17 protein-coding genes and 1 pseudogene are annotated in these 18,316 nt (G+C 74.5%); 5 read left to right on the top strand and 13 right to left on the bottom strand.

Annotated features, from left to right (window positions below):
* Positions 1 to 33: 33 nt before the first annotated feature.
* Genes ACFU9A_RS10075 through ACFU9A_RS10045 form a run of 7 tightly spaced genes read right to left on the bottom strand, consistent with a single transcriptional unit; the run spans position 34 to position 8,367 of the window.
* On the bottom strand, positions 34 to 1,350 hold the full coding sequence (locus ACFU9A_RS10075) for a family 43 glycosylhydrolase (protein WP_430575076.1): 1,317 nt from the start codon (positions 1,348 to 1,350) through the stop codon (positions 34 to 36).
* Entirely contained in the window at positions 1,347 to 2,858 is a 1,512-nt protein-coding gene (locus ACFU9A_RS10070) for a sulfatase (RefSeq protein WP_430575075.1), read from the bottom strand. The genes ACFU9A_RS10075 and ACFU9A_RS10070 overlap by 4 nt, the downstream gene beginning before the upstream one ends.
* Complete coding sequence (locus ACFU9A_RS10065; protein ID WP_430575074.1) at positions 2,855 to 4,387, bottom strand: sulfatase-like hydrolase/transferase; 1,533 nt, start codon at positions 4,385 to 4,387, stop codon at positions 2,855 to 2,857. The genes ACFU9A_RS10070 and ACFU9A_RS10065 overlap by 4 nt, the downstream gene beginning before the upstream one ends.
* A gap of 5 nt (positions 4,388 to 4,392) precedes the next feature.
* On the bottom strand, positions 4,393 to 5,412 hold the full coding sequence (locus ACFU9A_RS10060) for an aliphatic sulfonate ABC transporter substrate-binding protein (protein WP_430575073.1): 1,020 nt from the start codon (positions 5,410 to 5,412) through the stop codon (positions 4,393 to 4,395).
* A gap of 32 nt (positions 5,413 to 5,444) precedes the next feature.
* Complete coding sequence (locus ACFU9A_RS10055; protein ID WP_430575072.1) at positions 5,445 to 6,266, bottom strand: ABC transporter ATP-binding protein; 822 nt, start codon at positions 6,264 to 6,266, stop codon at positions 5,445 to 5,447.
* Positions 6,263 to 7,147 (bottom strand): ABC transporter permease, encoded by an 885-nt coding sequence (locus ACFU9A_RS10050; RefSeq protein ID WP_430575071.1) that lies wholly within the window; start codon positions 7,145 to 7,147, stop codon positions 6,263 to 6,265. Before ACFU9A_RS10050 ends, ACFU9A_RS10055 begins: the two co-directional genes overlap by 4 nt.
* The gene (locus ACFU9A_RS10045; RefSeq protein ID WP_430575070.1) at positions 7,144 to 8,367 is read right to left on the bottom strand and encodes an ROK family protein; all 1,224 of its coding nucleotides are present in this window, start codon (positions 8,365 to 8,367) and stop codon (positions 7,144 to 7,146) included. Before ACFU9A_RS10045 ends, ACFU9A_RS10050 begins: the two co-directional genes overlap by 4 nt.
* A 282-nt stretch (positions 8,368 to 8,649) precedes the next feature.
* Between ACFU9A_RS10045 and ACFU9A_RS10040 the strand changes: the two genes are divergently transcribed.
* From ACFU9A_RS10040 to ACFU9A_RS10025, 4 genes and pseudogenes are all read left to right on the top strand, one after another.
* Positions 8,650 to 9,693 carry an alcohol dehydrogenase catalytic domain-containing protein gene (locus ACFU9A_RS10040; RefSeq protein ID WP_430575069.1) on the top strand — a complete coding sequence of 348 codons (1,044 nt, stop codon included), beginning with the start codon at positions 8,650 to 8,652 and terminating at the stop codon, positions 9,691 to 9,693.
* 374 nt (positions 9,694 to 10,067) lie between these two features.
* Complete coding sequence (locus tag ACFU9A_RS10035) at positions 10,068 to 11,261, top strand: magnesium and cobalt transport protein CorA (protein WP_430575068.1); 1,194 nt, start codon at positions 10,068 to 10,070, stop codon at positions 11,259 to 11,261.
* Positions 11,262 to 11,428: 167 nt separating this feature from the next.
* Positions 11,429 to 12,268, top strand: a pseudogene (locus ACFU9A_RS10030) (AI-2E family transporter); the annotation flags it as partial.
* A gap of 288 nt (positions 12,269 to 12,556) precedes the next feature.
* The gene (locus ACFU9A_RS10025) at positions 12,557 to 13,009 is read left to right on the top strand and encodes a YbaK/EbsC family protein (protein WP_430575375.1); all 453 of its coding nucleotides are present in this window, start codon (positions 12,557 to 12,559) and stop codon (positions 13,007 to 13,009) included.
* Positions 13,010 to 13,031: 22 nt separating this feature from the next.
* On the opposite strand, the gene ACFU9A_RS10020 is transcribed toward ACFU9A_RS10025, so the two are convergent.
* Both ACFU9A_RS10020 and ACFU9A_RS10015 read right to left on the bottom strand, forming a co-directional pair.
* The gene (locus tag ACFU9A_RS10020; protein WP_430575067.1) at positions 13,032 to 13,949 is read right to left on the bottom strand and encodes an SGNH/GDSL hydrolase family protein; all 918 of its coding nucleotides are present in this window, start codon (positions 13,947 to 13,949) and stop codon (positions 13,032 to 13,034) included.
* Positions 13,950 to 14,082: 133 nt separating this feature from the next.
* Positions 14,083 to 14,583 carry a TIGR03667 family PPOX class F420-dependent oxidoreductase gene (locus ACFU9A_RS10015; RefSeq protein ID WP_430575066.1) on the bottom strand — a complete coding sequence of 167 codons (501 nt, stop codon included), beginning with the start codon at positions 14,581 to 14,583 and terminating at the stop codon, positions 14,083 to 14,085.
* Between the two features lie 82 nt (positions 14,584 to 14,665).
* On the opposite strand from ACFU9A_RS10015, the gene ACFU9A_RS10010 reads away from it, so the two are divergent.
* The gene (locus tag ACFU9A_RS10010) at positions 14,666 to 15,031 is read left to right on the top strand and encodes a VOC family protein (RefSeq protein ID WP_430575065.1); all 366 of its coding nucleotides are present in this window, start codon (positions 14,666 to 14,668) and stop codon (positions 15,029 to 15,031) included.
* Positions 15,032 to 15,055: 24 nt separating this feature from the next.
* Here the strand turns inward: ACFU9A_RS10010 and ACFU9A_RS10005 are convergent, their stop codons facing one another.
* The 4 genes from ACFU9A_RS10005 to ACFU9A_RS09990 all read right to left on the bottom strand — a co-directional run bounded on the left by ACFU9A_RS10005 (position 15,056) and on the right by ACFU9A_RS09990 (position 18,266).
* Entirely contained in the window at positions 15,056 to 15,445 is a 390-nt protein-coding gene (locus tag ACFU9A_RS10005) for a hypothetical protein (protein WP_430575064.1), read from the bottom strand.
* Positions 15,442 to 16,272, bottom strand: a complete 831-nt coding sequence (gene cofE / locus ACFU9A_RS10000; protein ID WP_430575063.1) for a coenzyme F420-0:L-glutamate ligase — start codon at positions 16,270 to 16,272, stop codon at positions 15,442 to 15,444. The genes ACFU9A_RS10005 and cofE overlap by 4 nt, the downstream gene beginning before the upstream one ends.
* The gene (locus ACFU9A_RS09995) at positions 16,269 to 17,273 is read right to left on the bottom strand and encodes a TIGR03557 family F420-dependent LLM class oxidoreductase (protein WP_430575062.1); all 1,005 of its coding nucleotides are present in this window, start codon (positions 17,271 to 17,273) and stop codon (positions 16,269 to 16,271) included. Before ACFU9A_RS09995 ends, cofE begins: the two co-directional genes overlap by 4 nt.
* A gap of 63 nt (positions 17,274 to 17,336) precedes the next feature.
* Positions 17,337 to 18,266: a GNAT family N-acetyltransferase gene (locus ACFU9A_RS09990; RefSeq protein WP_430575061.1), complete on the bottom strand. Its 930-nt coding sequence runs from the start codon at positions 18,264 to 18,266 to the stop codon at positions 17,337 to 17,339.
* Positions 18,267 to 18,316: the final 50 nt, after the last annotated feature.

Raw genomic sequence — 18,316 nt, 5'->3', positions numbered from 1 at the left:
TCGTGACCCGCCGCCGCGCGCTCCCCGCCCTCGTCACGGGCGCGCGACCTGCAGCCGGCGCGTGTGCGGGCCGGTCCACTCCAGGCGCACCACGCCGGCCACCGCGCCGTCGGCGACGCGCGCCGGGTCCGCCCAGTAGCCGTTCGCCGGGTTGCGGAAGAACGTGGCCCAGACGTCGCCGTGCTCGTCGACGAACATGTTGTTGTGTCCGGCGCCCACCCCCGCGGTCCAGCGCTCGGAGTACGGCCCCACGAAGTGGTCGGCGACGGCCACCACGGCGTCGTACTGGTCCTTGGCCCCGGTGCCCTCGAGGTACGACCAGCGGGGGTCGGCGTCGCCGGACCGCCACGCCCACGCGGCGTGCATGAGGTAGTAGCGCCCGCGGTACTTCTGCACGTAGGCGCCCTCGAGGTACGGCTCGGGCGCGTACGGCGTCTGCCGGAACTCGGGCAGGTCCGTGGGCGTGGTGATGTCCTCCATGTCGTCGGTGAACCGCGCGTAGAGGTCGTTGTGCAGCACGAGCCACGCGGCGTCGCCCTCGCTGAACATGCTGCCGTCGATGTGGTGGTACGCGCCCGGCGCGATGAACGCCGGGCCCCCGACGAACGGCTCGCCGAACGGCTTGTCGACGTTGCCCTCCGCCAGCCGGTACGGGCCCTCGAGCCCGCCCTCGCTCACCAGCAGGAACGACCCGACCTTGGTCGAGTGGTCGCCCATGCACGCGACGATGTACCAGGTGTCGCGGAAGCGGTGCACCTCGGGCGCCCACACGTTGCCGCGCTTGCCGAACCGGCCGTCGTCGGTCCAGTACTCCTGCCACGGCGCGACGACGGTGCGCCCCGGCGCGTTCTCGCCCACGAACTCGGGCGACCACACCTTGCCCCGCGCGGCGCCGGGCCGCACCCCGGTGGTGTCGACCAGGGTCCACGGGCCCTCGAGGGCGGGCGCCGTCCACAGGTAGAGCCCGTCGTTCCAGGGCGAGGCGTTGGGCCGCCCGGCCGCGCGCGTGGTGCCGGTCGCGACGTAGACGGACCGGCCGTCGACGTCGAACCGGTTGACGTACGTGTCACGCATCCAGACGCGGCCGAGGTCGGCGTCCTGGGGCCGCAGCTCGAGGTCGAGCACGAAGGAGTTGTCGTCCCGGAGCCACAGCTCGGACCGGCCGTCGGCGGCGCCGTACGGCCGCGGGTCGGGCCAGGCCGGCGGGAACGGGCCGCCGGGCGCTCCCCCGCCCGCCGCGGGCGCGGCGGGCCCCGGCGCGTGCGGCGCGGCGGCCGCGGCCTCGCCGCTCAGCGTCACCGCCGAGAGCGCCCCGACGGCTGCCGCCCCCATGAACTCGCGTCGCTTCATGCCTGCGCTCCTGTTCCCTCGGTCGTGCGGTCGGTCGTGCGGTCGGTCGTGCGGTCGGTCCTGCCCGGCCCGGCGAGGCCGGCGGGGACGGGCTGGCTCGGGTGCGGGACGTCGTCGACGGCGGCCTGGGCGTGCCACAGGTCCACCTCGAGGCGCGCACGGACCCGCGCGTACGCGGGGTCGTCGGCGACGTTGCGCAGCTCGTCCGGGTCCGCCACGAGGTCGAAGAGCTCCCACTCGCCGGGGTAGGTCGCCGACCCGGTGCCCGGCAGCCCGAGCCCGTCGTTGTAGTAGTAGACGAGCTTGTGGCGCTCGTCGCGGTAGCCGTAGTGGGCCGGGGCCTTGTGGTTCCCGTCGTCGTGCTCCCAGTACCGGTAGTAGAAGCCGCGCGGCGGCGGCGTCGCCTCGGGCTCGCGGCCCGGCTCACGGCCCCCGCCGAGGTCTCCCCAGAACGACCGGCCCTGCATCCGCGGGTGCGGGTCGACGCCCACGGCGTCCAGCAGGGTGCGCGCGAGGTCGACGTTCGTGACGATCCCGTCGAACCCGCCGCCCGCGGGCAGGCGGCGGGGGTAGGACAGCACGAACGGCATGCGGATCGACTCCTCGTACATGAACCGCTTGTCGAACCACCCGTGGTCGCCGAGGAAGAACCCCTGGTCGGAGGAGTACATGAGCAGCGTGTCGTCGAGGTCGCCCCGCGCGCGCAGCCAGTCGGTGACGCGCCCGACGTTGTCGTCGACCGACGCCACGCAGCGCAGGTAGTCCTCCATGTACCGCTGGTACTTCCACAGCGCCAGCTCGTCGTAGGAGAGCCCCGCCGGCGGGTCCACCTTGAGGTCGGTGGAGCTGAGGTGGTCCGCGATCCGCATCGCGGCCCGCCGCGCCGACGACGTGCGGGTCGCGTAGTCGTCCGTGAACGTCGCGGGCACGGGGATCGGGTCGGCGTACAGGTCCGCGTGCCGGGCGTCGGGCTCCCACGGGCGGTGCGGCGCCTTGTGCCAGATCAGCACGCACCACGGGTCGTCGCCCTCCAGCGACTCGACCCAGCGCAGCGCCAGGTCCGTGATGACGTCCGTCGCGTACCCCGGCTCGGTCCGCAGCCCGCCCGCCGACAGGAACGTCGGGTCGTGGTACTCCCCCTGGTCGACGAGGACGTCCCAGTAGTCGAAGCCCTGCGGGTCGTGCCCCGTCCCGTCGCCCATGTGCCACTTGCCGACGACGGCGGTGCGGTAGCCGGCCTCGCGCAGCCGGGACACGAACGTGGGCTGGCTCGCGTCGATCGGCGTGGAGAGCGTCGTCACGCCGTTGACGTGCGAGTACGTGCCGGTGAGGATCGACGCCCGCGACGGCGTGCAGAGCGAGTTCGTCGCGTAGCAGCGGTCGAGCCGGCGCCCGAGCGCCGCGATCTCGTCGATCCGGGGCGTCGTGTTCACCACCGACCCGTACGCGCCGATGGCGTGCGCCGCGTGGTCGTCGGTGAGGAGCAGGACGACGTTCGGCCGCCTCACGCCGGCACCTCCCCCGCGTACGTGGTCTCGTCCAGCCCGGACTGCGTGGGGTCGTGGTCCACGTCGCCGACGTCGTACATCGTCGTCATCCAGTGGTAGAAGTTGTCGCCGCGCTCCCGCAGCACCTGGTACAGCCGCCGCATGAGCGCCCGGCGCACGGGCGTCATCTCCGGGTGCCGGTAGACGTTCGACAGCTCGTCGGGGTCCGTGGCCAGGTCGTACAGCTCGTTCGTCGAGTCGGGGTTCACCACCAGCTTGTACCGGTCGGTGCGCAGCATCCGCTGCGGGTACGGGAAGTGGTGGCCGTGGAACTCGCACACGATGTCCTCGGCCCAGCCCGCCTGCCCGTCCGGCTGCTCGCCGCGCACCAGCGGGAGCAGGCTGCGCGAGTCCACCGCGGGGGCCGGGTCGATGCCCGCCAGCTCGAGGATCGTGGCCGTGCAGTCCAGCAGGCTGACGAACTCGGTGCGCACCTGGCCCTGGGGCCCGCCCGGGACGCGCAGCAGCCCCGCGGTGCGGTAGATGTCCTCGTACATCGCCGGGCCCTTGTCGTGCAGGCGGTGCGCGCCGGTGAACTCGCCGTGGTCGCTCGTGAAGAACACGGCCGTGGAGTCGACCAGCCCCAGCCGCTCCAGGGCGTCCATGACGCGGCCGATCTCCCGGTCGATGAGCGCCACGTAGCCCCAGTAGACGGCGATGAGCTTGCGGGTCGTCTCGATCGGCATCGTGTCGAACGTCCAGTGCGCGCTGTAGTTCGCCTGCACCGGGGGCTTGCCCGCGAACGTCTCCGCGATCGAGCGCGGCAGCTCGACGTCCGCCGGGTCGACGAGGTCGAAGTACTCGTCGGGCAGGATGTACGGCAGGTGCGGCCCGAAGAAGCTCAGCTCCAGGAAGAAGGGCCGCGCCCCCGAGCGGAAGTCCTCGGCGTACCGCTCCAGCAGCTCGATCGTCCGCGTGGCGAGGTAGTGCTCGAAGGTCGCCTCCACCGGCTGGTGCAGGCGCGCGGCCAGCAGGTTCCCCGGCCCGCCGTTGGGCAGCGTGCCGCGCACGCGGTCGCTGATCGCGTACGGCGGGAGCCCGTGCTCGTCCAGGTACGCCAGGTAGTCCGGGTGGTCCACCGGGTTGTGCCACCCCGGCAGCTCCGGCCCGTCGAACCCGAACGCCCCCGCGTCCTTCTGGGTGCCCGCGTGCCACTTGCCCACGAGGCCCGTGTGGTAGCCGTGGGCGCGCAGCGCCTCCACGAACGTGAAGGTGCCCTCGGCGAGGTCCTCGAGGTAGCCCACGTTGCGCTCGTGGTTGGCCAGCACCCGGTGCCGGAACGGCGCCTGCCCCGTGAGCAGGCTCGCCCGCGCCGGCGTGCAGATCGCGGTGGGCGTGTACCACCGGTCGAACCGCGTGCCGCCGGCCGCGAGCGCGTCCAGCACCGGGGTGTGCGCCAGCGCGTTCCCGTAGGCGCCGAGCGTGTCCGCGCGGTGCTGGTCGGTCATGAGGAACAGGACGTTGGCCGGCCCCGCGGCGCCGTCGGCCACCGGCGTCACTTCCCCGCCCCGACGAAGAGGTCCCCGGTGTAGAACTCGCTCGGCTCCACCGCCTCGGGCAGCTGGCCCGCCTGCACGAAGTAGTCCTCCATGCCCGACAGCCAGGTGTCGAACGTGCCGTCCTGCGTGTACCCGTCGAGCTCGTCGAGGCTCAGCACCTGCACGTTCGCAGCGTCGGCCTTCACGTCCTCCACCGGCAGGTCGTTGAAGTCGGCGGTGAGCTGGATGGTCTCGTCCAGGTGGTCGGCCCGGTAGGCGATGGCGTCACGCAGCGCCCCGAGCACGCGGTCCACCTTGTCCTGCTCCTTCGCGACGACGTCGTTGCCGGCCACGAACGCCGTCGGGAACGCCACCGTGTCCTTGAAGTCGCTGTTCTTGGCGAGCTCCACGAGGTCCGGCACCTGCTTCTTCACGGTGGCGAGCGCCGGGTACCAGAGCCCGGCGCCGTCCACCTTGCCCGACGAGAGCGCCGCCACGATCGCCGCCGGCTCCATCGGGACGATCTCGACGTCGTCCTTCGTCATGCCCGCGGCCTCCAGGGCGAGCGTGAGGATCATGTCCCCGGAGGTGCCCTCGGGGATGGCGACCTTCTTGCCCGCGAGGTCCTGGATCGAGTCGATGCCGGGCTGGGCGACGACGCGGTCGGCCTGGCCGAGCGAGTTCATCGCGACGATCTTGGCCTGGCCGGAAGCCGGCAGCCAGAACGCACCGGGCCCGATGTACCCGAAGTCGAGGTCCCCGGTGCCGAGGGCCTGGATCTGCAGCGGGCCGTTGGTGAAGGACGACGTCTTGACCTCGACGCCGTGCTTCTCCCACAGCCCCTGGTCCTCGGCGACGGCGAGCAGGCTGGTGCCGTTGAAGTCGGGGATGTACCCGAAGTTGACCTCGACGGTCGCGTCGTCGGCCGTGCCGCCGCCCGCGCCGTCGTCGCCCGAGCAGGCGGCGGTCGCGACGAGGGTGGCGGCGACGAGGGCCGACAGGGCGGCCGCGCGGCGCGCGGTACGGGTGAGTCGCATGGGATGTCCTTCGGGTCGGGTCGGTGGTCGGGTCAGCGCGCGGCGGACGCCGAGGTCTGGTGGTACACGGAGTGCCACACGCGGTTGCGCAGCGCGGCGAACTCGGGGCTGAGGCGCACGTCCTCGGTGCGCGGGTACGGCAGGTCGACGTCGACGACGTCGTAGACGCGCCCGGGGCGGGCGGCCATCACGACGACGCGGCGGGCCAGGAAGACCGCCTCGTCGACGTCGTGCGTGATGAACATGACGGTCCGCTTCTCGCGGCTCCACGTCTCCAGGAGCTGCTCCTGGAGGTTCACGCGTGTGAGGGCGTCCAGGGCGCCGAAGGGCTCGTCCATCAGCAGGATCGACGGGTTCACCGCGTAGGCGCGCGCGATCGCGCACCGCTGCTTCATGCCGCCGGAGAGCATCTTGGGCAGGGCGTCGGCGAACTGCTCGAGCCCGACGAGGCGGATGAAGTGCTCGGCGCGCTCGCGCCGCTCCGCCCGGCCGAGGCCGGCCACCTTGAGCCCGAACTCGATGTTCTTGCGCACCGTGAGCCAGGGGAAGAGCGCGTACTGCTGGAAGATCACGCCGCGCTCCGGGCCCGGGCCGGCGACCTCGGCGCCGTCGACGAGGGCGTGGCCCGACGACGGCTCCTCCAGCCCGGCGAGGATGTTCAGGAGCGTCGACTTGCCGCAGCCGGACGGCCCGACGACGGTGACGAACTCGTTGTCGGCGATGTCGAGGGACACCCCGTCGAGCGCGACGAACTCCTCGTTCCTCAGGGCGAACGTCTTGCGGACGTCCCGGACCGAGATCTTCGCGGTCGACGCGGGCGCCGCGCCGGGGGTCGCGGGGGTGGTGGTGGTCATCGCCGCTCCTGCCATCCGGTGAGCCGGGTCTCCGCGAGGAGCAGGAGCCGGTCCATGACGAGTCCGAGGACGCCGATCACCACGATGCCGACGAAGATCGTCGCGATGTCGTAGTAGAGCTGCGCCTGCTGCATCCGGTATCCGAGCCCGGCCTGGGCGGCCAGGAGCTCGGCGGCGACGAGGGTCGCCCAGGCGGACCCGAGGCCCACCCGCATGCCGACGAGGATGAACGGGGTCGACGCCGGCACGACCACCCGCAGGAAGATCGTGCCGTCCTTCGCCCCGAGCACCCGGGCGGCGTTGATGAGGGTGCGGTCGACGCTCACCACGCCCTGGTAGGTGGAGATCACGCAGGCGAGGAACGCCGCGAGGAAGATGACGAACACCTTCGGCAGCTCGCCGATGCCCATCAGCACCAGCACCAGGGGCAGCAGCGCCAGCGGCGGGATCGTCCGGAAGAACTGGATCCACGGCTCGAGCAGCCCGCGCGCCACGGTGTACCAGCCCATGAGGAAGCCGACGGGCACGGCCACGAGGGAGCCGAGGAGGAACCCCGACAGGACGCGGCCGAGGCTGGCCAGCACGTCCTCGGCGAGGGTGCCGTTCGACCACAGCTCGGCGGCCTTGGCCACCACCTCGGGCGGCGTGGGGAACTGGAAGCCGTTCAGGGCGAGCAGCCACCAGACGCCGATGCCGCCCACGATGGAGACGGCGTTGAGCAGGCGCAGGGAGGCGCGGCGGGACAGCCGCCGCCGGGGCCTGCCCGGCGCGGGGCTCCCCGCGGCGGGCGCGCCCGCGAGGTGCGGGGACGGTCCCGGCACGGCGCCGGCCGGGACGTCCTGCGTGGGGCCGGGCGACAGCCCGGGAGACGACGCGGTCACGGTGCGCTCCTTCGCAGCGGGGGACGGTCGGCCGCCGCGGGTGCGGGGTAGCCGGCGAGCAGGGGTGAGGAGTGGAACAGCGCGGCGAGCGCGCCCAGCGCGCCCCCGCGGTCGCCGAGCTGGCTGGCCCGCAGCACGCGGGGCAGCTCGGTCGGGACGGAGTAGAGCTCGTAGCGCAGGGTCGCGGCCGCCTGCTCGACGAGGGCCGGCGCCACGTGGGCGACCTCGCCGCCGACCACGACCTCGACCGGGTCGAGCACCATGGCCGCGGCGCCGAGCACGCGCCCCAGGGCGGTGCCCGCCTCCCGCAGCACCGCGTCGACCACGGGGTCGGCGCGCTCGACGGCGACGGCGAGGTCGTCGAGGTCGCGGACGTCCGCGCCGCGGTCGCGGCAGGCGGCGAGGATGGCGGGCACGGACGCGACGGTCTCCAGGCAGCCCCGCTTGCCGCAGCGGCACACGACGCCCGTGGGGTCGGCGGTGACGTGGCCCAGCTCCCCGGAGAATCCGCGGGCGCCGCGCACCAGCCGCCCGGAGACCACCAGGCCGCCGCCGACGCCGTCGGACAGCCGGACGTACACGAGGTCGCTCGGCCCGTCGGGGCGGGAGACGGCCTCCGCGAGGGCGGCCAGGCGCGTGTTGTTGTCGAGGACCACGGGCGTGCCGAAGCGCCGGGCGAAGGCGTCCTCCACCTCGCCGGGCGCGGCGTGGCGGTGCCAGGAGACGGGCACGCTGCCGGGGCCGCCGGCGTACGGCCCCGGCACGCCGATGCCCACGGCCTGCAGCGCGCCGAAGTGCAGGCCGTGCTCGGCCACGAGCCCGTCGATCAGGGCGAACGCCAGGTCCACGCGCGCCGGCCAGGGCTCGTCGTCGTAGGGCTGCACCCCGGACGCGATGATCTCGTGGGAGGCGTCCGCGACCGCCACGTGCACGCGCCGGTGGCCGAAGTCGACGCCCAGGTACTGGCCGGCGGCGGGGTCGAGCGCGAGCCGTTCCGCGGGTCGGCCGCTGCCGCTGCGGGTCGCCGCGTCGGTGTCGATGACCACGACGGCCCCGCGCTCCAGCAGGCTGGCGGCGATCTCGGACAGCGTCGTGCGGGACAGCCCCACCCGGCTCGCGAGCTCCGACCGGCTCAGGGCTCCCCCGGAGCGCAGGGCGGCGAGGACCCGCTCCTCGTGGGTGCGCCGCACCAGCGCGTGCACCCCTGTCGTCGTCGACATGCGGGCGACGCTACGAAGCCCGGATTTTTCCGTCAACGACCCGGCAGAATCCAATCTCCGCACGTCGGCGGTGTTGGCAGAATCCGCGGGACGTGTCCCCCTGCCGGGCCCACCGGCCCCCGTTCTCGACATGGCGGCGACGTTAGGGGGCGCCGAATTCCTCCGGCTAGACCCCGGCGGAATTCCCGAGTAATTCCATCGGACATCCACGAAATAGCCACGATCCGAGGGGCCGGGCGGACCGCGCCGAGACGGTCGCGCCGACCGTGGTTGGATCGGCCCGTGCGCGCGATGACGTTCGACCGGTTCGGCGGCCCCGTGACGGTCCGCGACCTGCCCGAGCCCATGGCACCGCCCGGCGGCGTGGTGGTGCGGGTGCACGCCAGCGGGCTGTGCCTCAGCGACTGGCACGGGTGGGCGGGCCACGACACCGACATCACCGCCTTCCCCCACGTGCCGGGCCACGAGCTCGCGGGCGTCGTCGCCGCCGTGGGCGAGGGCGTGACCCGATGGCGGGTCGGCGACCGGGTGACCTCGCCCTTCGTCTGCGGCTGCGGGCGCTGCGGCTGGTGCAGGTCCGGCCAGGCGCAGGTCTGCCCCGACCAGACCCAGCCGGGCTTCACGCACGCCGGGTCGTTCGCGGAGCTCGTCGTGCTGCACGCCGCCGACACGAACCTGGTGGCGCTGCCCGACGACGTCGACGACGCCACCGCCGCGAGCCTCGGCTGCCGCTTCGCGACGGCGTACCGCGCCGTCGCCGGCCGCGCCCGCGTGCGTGCCGGCGAGCGCGTCGTCGTCGTGGGCGCGGGCGGGGTGGGCCTCAGCGCCGTGATGGTCGCGGCCGCGCTGGGCGCGGAGGTCGTCGCCGTCGACCGGCACGACGGCGCCCTCGAGGCGGCCCGCCGGGCGGGGGCCGCGCGCACGGTGCTCGCCGCCGAGGGCCTGGACGTGCCCGCCGCGGTCCAGGAGCTCACGGGCGGGTGCCACGTGAGCGTCGACGCCGTCGGCAGCGAGCGCACCTGCGCGGACGCGATCGGGAGCCTGCGGCGGCAGGGCCGGCACGTGCAGGTGGGCCTGCTGCCGCCGGTCGACGGCCACCCCCGCGTGCCGATGTCGCGCGTGATCGGCCGGGAGCTCGACGTGCTCGGCAGCCACGGCATGGCAGCCGCCGACTACCCGGAGATGCTGGCCCGCGTCGCCGACGGCACGCTGCGCCCCGCTGCCCTGGTCGACCGCGTCGTCGGGCTGGAGGAGGGCGCGCGCCTCCTGCCCGGGCTGCACGACACCCCGCGCGCCGGGATGGTCCTGGTCGACCCGCGGCGCTGAGCGACCCGGCCGCGACGGCGCGGACCGACGTCGCGGAGATCACCCCCGCGGCCGGCGGGCGGGCGTGGCTTCCCGGCGGCGCCGCGGATATGCTGGGCGGCGGCCTGAGCAGCAGCGGCGACCGCCGCACACGACGAGGGAGGTGCACGCACATGACCCGTAGCGAGCCTCCCAGTAGTCCGAGCCGCGACTGACGGCTCCCCCGCCCGGTCCGTCCGGGCGGCCGTGACGCGCGCACCGTCCGCGTCACCCCCCTCCGAGCTCCCCCGCTCCCCCGTGGCACGCCCCGGGACGACGTCGGGGCGCCCTCGGCCGAGCCGCAGTCGCGGGACCGATGCACGCCGCCTCGCCCCTGCACGCCCTCGGAGTCCGCCATGGCCCTCACCTCCAGCACCCGTACCGTCCGCACCCGCCCCCTGCTCGGCGCCCTGCGCCCGCGCCGCGCCACCCCGGCGAGCGGCGCGGGCGGCCGCCTCGGCAGCGCCCGCCGCGACACGGACCGCCCCGACGCCGACCGCCTCGACCGGCGCGACCTGCCCGGCCGGTCCTCGATCGTCGAGGCCGCCCTCTACGACGCGGACGGCCGCCGGGTCGCCAGCTTCACGCGCCTCGCCGAGGTGTTCCGCGAGCTGCGCTCCCGCCCCGGCGGGATGGCGTGGATCGGCCTGGAGCGGCCCGACGAGACCGAGCTGGCCCAGCTCGCGCGCGAGTTCGACCTGCACCCGCTCGCCGTGGAGGACGCGATCGTGGCGCACCAGCGCCCCAAGATCGAGCGCTACGGCGAGACCCTGTTCGTCGTCCTGCACGCCGCGCGGTACGTGGACGCGACCGAGGAGGTCGAGTTCTCCGAGCTGCACGTGTTCGTCGGCCCCGACTTCGTCGTCACCGTGCGGCACGGGGCGTGCCCCGACCTCGCCGCCGTGCGCACCCACCTCGAGGCGCACCCGGGCATGCTGGCCCGCGGCCCGGAGTCCGTGCTGTACGCGATCGTGGACCGCGTCGTCGACGACTACGCCCCGGTCGTCGCCGGCCTGGACGCCGACATCGACGAGATCGAGTCCGAGGTGTTCGGCGGCGACGCGGCCGTGTCGCGGCGCATCTACGAGCTGTCCCGCGAGGTGGTCGAGTTCCAGCGCGCCGTGCGGCCCCTGCAGCGCGTCTGCGGCTCCCTCGCCAAGGGCGCGGAGAAGTACGGCGTCACCGAGGAGATGCAGGCGTACCTACGCGACGTCGCCGACCACCTCACCGAGGTGGCCGACCGCGTCGAGTCGTTCCGCGCCGCGCTGCGCGACATCCTCACGGTGAACGCCACGCTCGTCGCGCAGCGGCAGAACGAGGAGATGACCCACCTCACCGAGGTGAGCATCCGCCAGGGCGAGGAGGTCAAGAAGATCTCCGGCTGGGCGGCCATCCTCTTCGCCCCGACGCTGGTCGGGACGATCTACGGGATGAACTTCGACATCATGCCCGAGACGCACTGGTCGTGGGGGTACCCGGCCGCGCTCGTCGCGATGCTCGGCGTGAGCGTGGCGCTCTTCGCGGTGTTCCGCTGGAAGCGATGGATCTGAGCCGCACGGTGGTCGCGCGCGCCGCCGCCGGTCGCGGTCGCTAGGGTCACGGGGTGACCTCGACCCCGGCGCCCGCCCCCGGCACCCCGACGACCGACCACGGGGGGCTCAACCCCGCGACCCGCACCCTCCTGTCCCTCGGCGCCGCCGTCCTGGTCCTCGCGGGCATGTACTGGGCGAGGGACGTCCTCGCGCCGGTGTTCCTCGCCGCGGTGATCGTGATCATCTGCCACCCGGTCCGGAGGCCGCTCGAGGCGCGAGGATGGCCGCGGTGGCTGGCGACGACGGCGGTCATCGTCGTCGCCTACCTGATCCTCGCGGCGCTCATCGCGATGCTCTTCTTCGCCGGCTACCAGTTCGCGGGCCTCGTCCGCGAGTACGTCGGGCAGCTCCAGCAGTCCATCGACGAGATCGCGACGCAACTGTCCGCCCTGGGCTTCGACGCGCAGCTCGCCGATGCCGCGTCGTCGTTCCTCGAGCCGTCGCGCGTCCTCGCCCTGGCGGGCAGCGTGAGCAGCGTCGCCCTGTCGATCGCCACCGCGCTCTTCTTCGTCCTCGCCTACGCGATCTTCATGGCCGCCGACGCCGCCCGCTACGCCACCGCGTCCCGCGTGTTCGGCGCCACGCACGGCGCGCAGATCGGGCGGGCCACCAAGTTCAGCTCCGGGGTGCGGCGCTACTTCGTGGTCAACGCGACGTTCGGTGCGGTCGTCGCGGTCGTGGACGGCTTCGCCCTCGCGCTCCTCGGGGTGCCGGCGCCCGTCGTGTGGGCGATCCTCGCGTTCGTCACCAACTTCATCCCGAACATCGGCTTCGTGCTCGGCCTCATCCCCCCGGTCATCATGGCGTTCGTCGTCGGGGGCTGGCCCCTGGCCCTCGGGGTGATCGCGGTCTACTGCGTCGTCAACGTGGTGCTGCAGGTGCTGGTGCAGCCCAAGTTCGTCTCCGACGCCGTGAGCCTCAGCCTCACGCTGAGCTTCGTGTCCGTGGTCTTCTGGACCTTCGTCATCGGCCCGCTCGGCGCCATCCTCGCCATCCCGCTGACCCTGCTGGTCCGCGCGCTGGTGCTCGAGGGCGACCCGCGCACGGTGTGGCTGCGCTGGCTGTCCGGCGACGACGTGACCCCGGCCGACGAGCTGCCCGCCGCGGCCGTGCCCGCCCTCGCGGCCGCCCCCGTCGCCGCGGTCGCCGCCTCCGGGTCTGGCACCGCGCCTGCGTCGCCCGGGACGACGGCGGCCGCCGCGGCCCGGGGCGGCAACCACACCCCCGACCCCTCGCACCCCGCGGTCGACCGGGTGCGCGCCGCGCTCGACGCCGCGGGCGCCGACGGCGAGGTCCGCTGGCTCGACGACCACGCCACCACCGCCGCCCGGGCGGCGGAGGCCCTCGGCGTGCCCGTCGGGGCGATCGCGAACTCCCTGGTCTTCACGCTCGACGACGAGCCCGTGCTCGTCATGACCAGCGGCGCGCACCGCGTCGACACCGACTTCCTCGGCGCCCGCCTCGGCGGGCGGCTCGCCCGCGCCGACAAGGACACCGTGCGCGACGCCACCGGCCAGGTGATCGGCGGCGTCGCGCCGGTCGGGCACCCCGCGCCCGTGCGCACCCTGGTCGACGTCGGGCTGCGCGACCACGACGTCGTGTGGGCGGCCGCGGGGCACGCCCGCACCGTCTTCCCGACGTCGTTCGACGAGCTGGTGCGGATCACGGGCGGCACGCCGACGCCGGTCGTGCCGCCCGCGGAGTGACCCGCCGGGCGCCCCGCCCGGGTCAGTAGCCGAGCGCGTCCAGGGCGGCGTCGGCCATCGCGCTCTCGCCGCGGGCGTTGGGGTGCACCGGCACCACGTTGGTGCCGAACAGCAGCGGCTCCACCCAGCGCTCCCCGGCCGGTGCGCACGCGTCGCGCCCCTCGCTGCGCTCCGCCAGGTCGACGAACGTCGCGCCCGTCTCGTCGGCGGCGCGCTCGACGACCCGGTTCAGCGTGGCCTGCAGGTCGCGCAGGTAGGGCACGTCCCCGGCGGCGACCGGGAGCTTGGCGAAGCAGCCCTTCTCCTGGGGCACGATCCACGGGTAGCCGAGGATCGCGACGCGCGCGTGCGGGGCGCGGGCCCTGATGTCCTCCAGCGCCTGCCGCACGGCGGGGTACGTGGACTCCTCGACCTGGCGGGTGAACCGGTCGCCGTAGGTACGTTCGCACGGGTTCCCGTGGCCGGCGGTCAGCGCGCCGATCGAGCCGCAGGCCAGCAGGGCCCCGATGAACGTGCTGTTGTCGTTGCCCCCGATGGTGAGCGTCACCAGGTCGGTGTCCGCGGTGACGGCGTCGAGCTGCGGCGCCACGCCGGGGTACTGCCGCGACGTGAGGTCGGCGGTCTGCGCGCCGCCGCACGTCACGTCCACCACGCCGGCGTCGAGCCGGTCTGCCACGACGTGCGGATAACTGAGCGTGCTGCGGAGGCACGCGAGCGGGGCGCGCAGGTCCGCCGGCAGGATGCCGGAGCCGGCCGAGTACGAGTCGCCGAGCGCGACGTACCGGTCGGGGGCGGGCGTCGCGCCGGCGGGGGCCGCGGCGGCGACCAGGGCGGCCGCGGCGACTGCTGCGGCCGAGAGCGCCGCGAGCGCGGCGCGGGCGGTGCGGGTGGTGCGGGTGGTGCGGGTGGTGCGGTGGCTGTGTCGTGCGTGCTGCTGCATGAGACCACTCCCTCGTGTGTCCGCAGGCGCTCCTCGTCGAACGCCGAGACCGAGTATCACGAGGTGCGACGCCGTCCACTGCGCGACGCGCCGACGATCCTTGCCCCCGGCATCGGCGGCCGCCGCGCGGCCGCTACCAGCCGCGCAGCCGGTCGGGCACCACCCGCAGCAGCACCGCGTACTCGGCGCGGAACTGGTCCGGCGTCATGCCCAGGCGCCGGATCGGCCCGGCGTACCGGGCGTCGAACGCGGCCGCCTGGTGCGCGGTGAGGCCGCCGTCGTCGACGGCCGCGCGGCCCACCAGGACGACGACGTCGTCGCCCACCTCGTCGGTGCCGAAGTGCAGGGCGACGCGCGGGGACCGCCGCACGTTGCGCAGCTTCGCCGTCCCGGGCCGGGACAGCAGGAGGACCTCGCCGACGCCGTCGTCGCCCGGCTGCCAGAGGAACCACACGGGCGTGGGCTGCGGCGTCCCCGAGGGGTCCACGGTGGTCAGCCACACGACCTCCTCGGTGCGCAGCCGCTCGGCGGCGCGCAGCCCGTGGGGCGTCGACAGGTCGACGGGCGCGGGCCGCGCGGTCGAGGTCGTCGCGGCGGTCGTGGGCGGCGTACCGGGCGGGGGCGTCGTCGTCATGGCAGCAGGCTCGCAGGTGCGGCGCGTCGTGCCTAGCGTGGAGTGGGGCGACCCCGCCCCCCATCCGCGAAGGAGCACGACGATGGCTCACGGCGACATCACCCACATCGACATCCCCGTGACGGACCTGGACCGGGCCAAGGGGTTCTACGCCGGCCTGTTCGGCTGGCAGATCCAGGCGCCCCCCGGGTTCGAGGACTACCCGATGTGGCGCGCCCCCAACCAGATCAGCGGCGGCGGCCTCGCGCCCCGCGACGGCGGGTTCGACCAGCCCCGCAGCTACGTCGAGGTGGACTCGATCGACGACACGCTCGCCAAGGTGACCGACCTGGGCGGCACGGTGCTCATGGAGAAGAGGGAGATCAGCCCCACCAGCTGGTGGGCCGTGCTGCAGGACCCGGACGGCAACCGGATCGGCCTCTACGAGGGCACCACCGACGCCGGCTGACCCCGCGACGCGCGAGCCGACGGGTCAGCGGGCGAAGAGGACGCGGCCGTCGGGGTCGTCCTCCCGGCGCGGGCGCAGCGCCCGCGGGGCGGGCCAGGGCAGCTCGTACCGGGTCACGGCGGCGTCGATCGCGCCGAAGTCGTCGGTCTGCACCACCACCCGGGAGGGCGTGACCTCGACGAGCCGCACCCGCAGCGGCTCGTCGCCGGCACGCTCGAGCACCCACGCGTCGGCCATCCACCGCAGCCCCGTCTCCTCCAGCGCCTCCTCGGCGCCGGTCCAGTCGAGGGGCCCGCTCACGTCGCGCCCGAGCAGCGACACCGCCACCCAGTCGTCGCCCTCGGGGCGCAGCCAGCCGACGGCCTCGCGGTCCTCGGGGCGCCGGTGCTCGATCCAGTCGGCGGGGACCGTCATCGTGCCGCCTCCGCTCGGCCGGCGGCGAGGCCGCGGGCGTACGCCTCCGCGCTGCCCTCGCGGAAGAGGTCGTCGGCGCTGGGCCGCACCAGGGTGCGCGCGCCGGGGCCGTCGGCCTCGGCGCCCTCCCCCGCGCGCACGTGCCGCGCGAGCCCGCGCACCACGGCCACCGGGCGGCCGTCGGCCTTGCCGCGCACCAGCTCGGACGCCGCGGCCACCTCGTCGGCCACGGCCGTCACCGTCACCGACAGCGGGCGGCCGTGCGCGTCGACGCCGCCGCGCAGGTCGTCGACGACGTCCACCCCGGCCGCGCCGATCGCGATGTCGGTGAGCCCGTCGCGCCACGGGCGGCCGGCGGTGTCGGTGACGACGACGCCGAGGCGGTCGAGCCCGAACCGCTCGCGCAGCGCGGCGCGCAGCGCGCGGGCGGACGCGTCCGGGTCCACGGGGAGCAGCAGCACCGTGCCGTCGGGCGTGTTCGACGCGTCGACCCCCGCCGCGGCCATCACGAGGCCCAGCCGGTTCTCGACGATCCGCAGCGGAGGCAGGCCCCCGGGGCGCTCGCGCGTCGCGACCACCCGCACGGTCTCGTCGGAGATGGCCTGCTCGCGGTCGGCGGCGCGCACCACGCGCCCCTCGGCCTTGGAGACGATCTTGGACGTCACGACGACGACGTCGCCCTCCGCGAGGGGGTCGCCCGACGCGGCACCGTCGGCGGCGAGCGCGTCCCCGACGAGCCGGGCGAGGTCGTCGCCCGGGCGCACCTCGGGCACGCCGGCCGGGGCCCAGACGACCAGCCGCGGCGCGCCGGCAGCGGCGCCGGTCACCGGGCGAGCTTCGGGAGCACCTCGCGGCCGAAGACCTCGATCCACTCCTTCTGGTTCCGGCCGACGTTGTGCAGGTAGATGCGGTCGAAGCCGAGGTCGACGTACTTCTGGATGGCGGCGCGGTGCTCGTCCGGGTCGGAGCTGATGACCATGCGGCCCTCGAAGTCCTCCGGGCGCACCAGCTTGGCCATCTGCGCGAAGTCGTGCGGGGAGCGGATGTCGGCCTTGGGGAACTTCATGCCGCCGTTGGGCCACTCGGTCATCGCGTTGGCGAGCGCCTCCTCGTCGGTGGCCGCCCACGACATGTGCACCTGCAGCACCTTCGGCATCCCCTGCGGGTCGCGGCCCGACTCGCGCACGCCGTCGTCGAACTTGCCGAACAGCATCTCGATCTTCTCGAGCGGCGCCCCGACCGTGATGAGGCCGTCGGCGTGCTTGCCGGCACGCTTGGCGGTGATCGGGCCGGCGGTGGCCACGAGGATCTCCGGCGGCACCTCGGGCATCGTCCACAGGCGCGTGGACTCCATCTTGTAGTACTGCCCGGAGTGCTTGACGTCCTTGCCGTCGAGGCCCGACGCGAAGAGCTTCTTGATGATGTCGATGGCCTCGAACATGCGGTTGATCCGCTCGGGGGCCTCGGGCCAGTAGCCGGCGACGACGTGCTCGTTGAGGGCCTCGCCCGAGCCCAGCCCCAGCCAGTGCCGGCCCGGGTACATCGCGGCCAGCGTGGCGGAGGCCTGCGCGACCATCGCGGGGTGCCAGCGGAACGTCGGTGCGGTCACGCCGGGGCCGAGGTCGCCGCGGGTGCGCTCGCCGAGCGCGGTGAGCACGTTCCACACGAACGCGGCCTCGCCCTGCTGCGGCACCCAGGGCTGGAAGTGGTCGGCGGCCATGACGCCGGAGAAGCCGTGCTCCTCCGCGTAGGCGGAGTACTCGACCACCTCGGTGGGATGGAACTGCTCGAGCATCGCGGCATAGCCGATGGTGAGAGCGGAAGGCATGTCCCCGACCCTATCCCCGACCACGGACCAGGTACGTGGTACCGCCCCGCTCACGCCGGGCGCTCACCCCAGCCGCTTGGCGAAGAAGTGCTCGGCGTACGGGTTGTCGTTGTACCGCGGGATGCGCCGGTAGCCCGCGCGCTCGTACATGGCGACGGCCTCCGCGAGGGTCCCGTTCGTGTCGAGCCGCACCTCGCGGTGCCCGAGGTCGCGGCTGACCCCCTCCAGGTGACGCAGCAGCCGGGAACCGAGGCCGGCGCCGCGCCAGCCGGGGTGCACCCACATCCGCTTGATCTCCCCGACGCCGCCCCCGGCGCCGGAGGACAGGGTGCGCACGCCGCCGCAGGCGACGGCCTCGCCGTCGCTCGTCGCCACGACGAACGCGCCCGACGGCGCGGCGAGGCCCGCCGCGTCGGGGTCGGACGCCGTCCCGGCGGGGCCCGGGTCGAACCCGCCGGGGAACCGCTCGTCGAGCTCGGCCACGTACGCCGCCACGGCCGTCCGCGCCAGGTCGGACGTCGGGTCCACGCGTTCCAGGGCGACGGTCGCGGCCCGCACCAGCAGGTCGGCCTCGGCGAGCGCCGCCGCGAGCCGGGCCCGCTGGCGCGCCGTGAGGGGCGCGACGAGGTCGCGCGCCCGGTCGACGGACCGGCGCTCGAGGTCCGCCCACGCGCGACGGCCCGCGGCGGTGAGGTCGACGCGCCGGCGCCGCCGGTCGTCCGGGTCGGGCACGACGGCGACGAGGCCGTCGGTCTCCAGCCGGCGCAGCAGCCGGCTGAGGTACCCGGAGTCCAGGCCGAGCCGGGCGCGCAGGTCGCGCGTGGTCCCGGGCTCGGTGCCGATCTCGAACAGCAGCCGGGCCGTGCCCAGCGGCATCCCCGTGCCCAGGAACGAGTCCTCGAGCGCACCCACGCGCTGGGTGTAGCTGCGGTTGAACCGCCGCACGACCGCGACCTCGTCGCCCGTGCCCCTGGCCACCTGCTCGTCGTCCATATCTCTGACTTTAGTCAGAGAACATGGCTCCAGGGAAGATCCCGACGGGT

The organism is Isoptericola sp. NPDC057653 (genome assembly GCF_042799955.1).
GTDB lineage: Bacteria > Actinomycetota > Actinomycetes > Actinomycetales > Cellulomonadaceae > Isoptericola.
The sequence above is the reverse complement of the archived record's forward strand: the minus strand, read 5'-3'. Positions and strand labels throughout refer to the sequence as shown.

Bases quoted from the DNA above. Each gene is read 5' to 3' on its own strand.
- ACFU9A_RS10075 (WP_430575076.1), bottom strand. From the start codon at position 1,350: ATGAAGCGACGCGAGTTCATGGGGGCGGCAGCCGTCGGGGCGCTCTCG.
- ACFU9A_RS10060 (WP_430575073.1), bottom strand. From the start codon at position 5,412: ATGCGACTCACCCGTACCGCGCGCCGCGCGGCCGCCCTGTCGGCCCTC.
- ACFU9A_RS10055 (WP_430575072.1), bottom strand. From the start codon at position 6,266: ATGACCACCACCACCCCCGCGACCCCCGGCGCGGCGCCCGCGTCGACC.
- ACFU9A_RS10045 (WP_430575070.1), bottom strand. From the start codon at position 8,367: ATGTCGACGACGACAGGGGTGCACGCGCTGGTGCGGCGCACCCACGAG.
- ACFU9A_RS10035 (WP_430575068.1), top strand. From the start codon at position 10,068: ATGGCCCTCACCTCCAGCACCCGTACCGTCCGCACCCGCCCCCTGCTC.
- ACFU9A_RS10020 (WP_430575067.1), bottom strand. From the start codon at position 13,949: ATGCAGCAGCACGCACGACACAGCCACCGCACCACCCGCACCACCCGC.
- ACFU9A_RS10015 (WP_430575066.1), bottom strand. From the start codon at position 14,583: ATGACGACGACGCCCCCGCCCGGTACGCCGCCCACGACCGCCGCGACG.
- ACFU9A_RS10010 (WP_430575065.1), top strand. From the start codon at position 14,666: ATGGCTCACGGCGACATCACCCACATCGACATCCCCGTGACGGACCTG.
- ACFU9A_RS10005 (WP_430575064.1), bottom strand. From the start codon at position 15,445: ATGACGGTCCCCGCCGACTGGATCGAGCACCGGCGCCCCGAGGACCGC.
- ACFU9A_RS09995 (WP_430575062.1), bottom strand. From the start codon at position 17,273: ATGCCTTCCGCTCTCACCATCGGCTATGCCGCGATGCTCGAGCAGTTC.
- ACFU9A_RS09990 (WP_430575061.1), bottom strand. From the start codon at position 18,266: ATGGACGACGAGCAGGTGGCCAGGGGCACGGGCGACGAGGTCGCGGTC.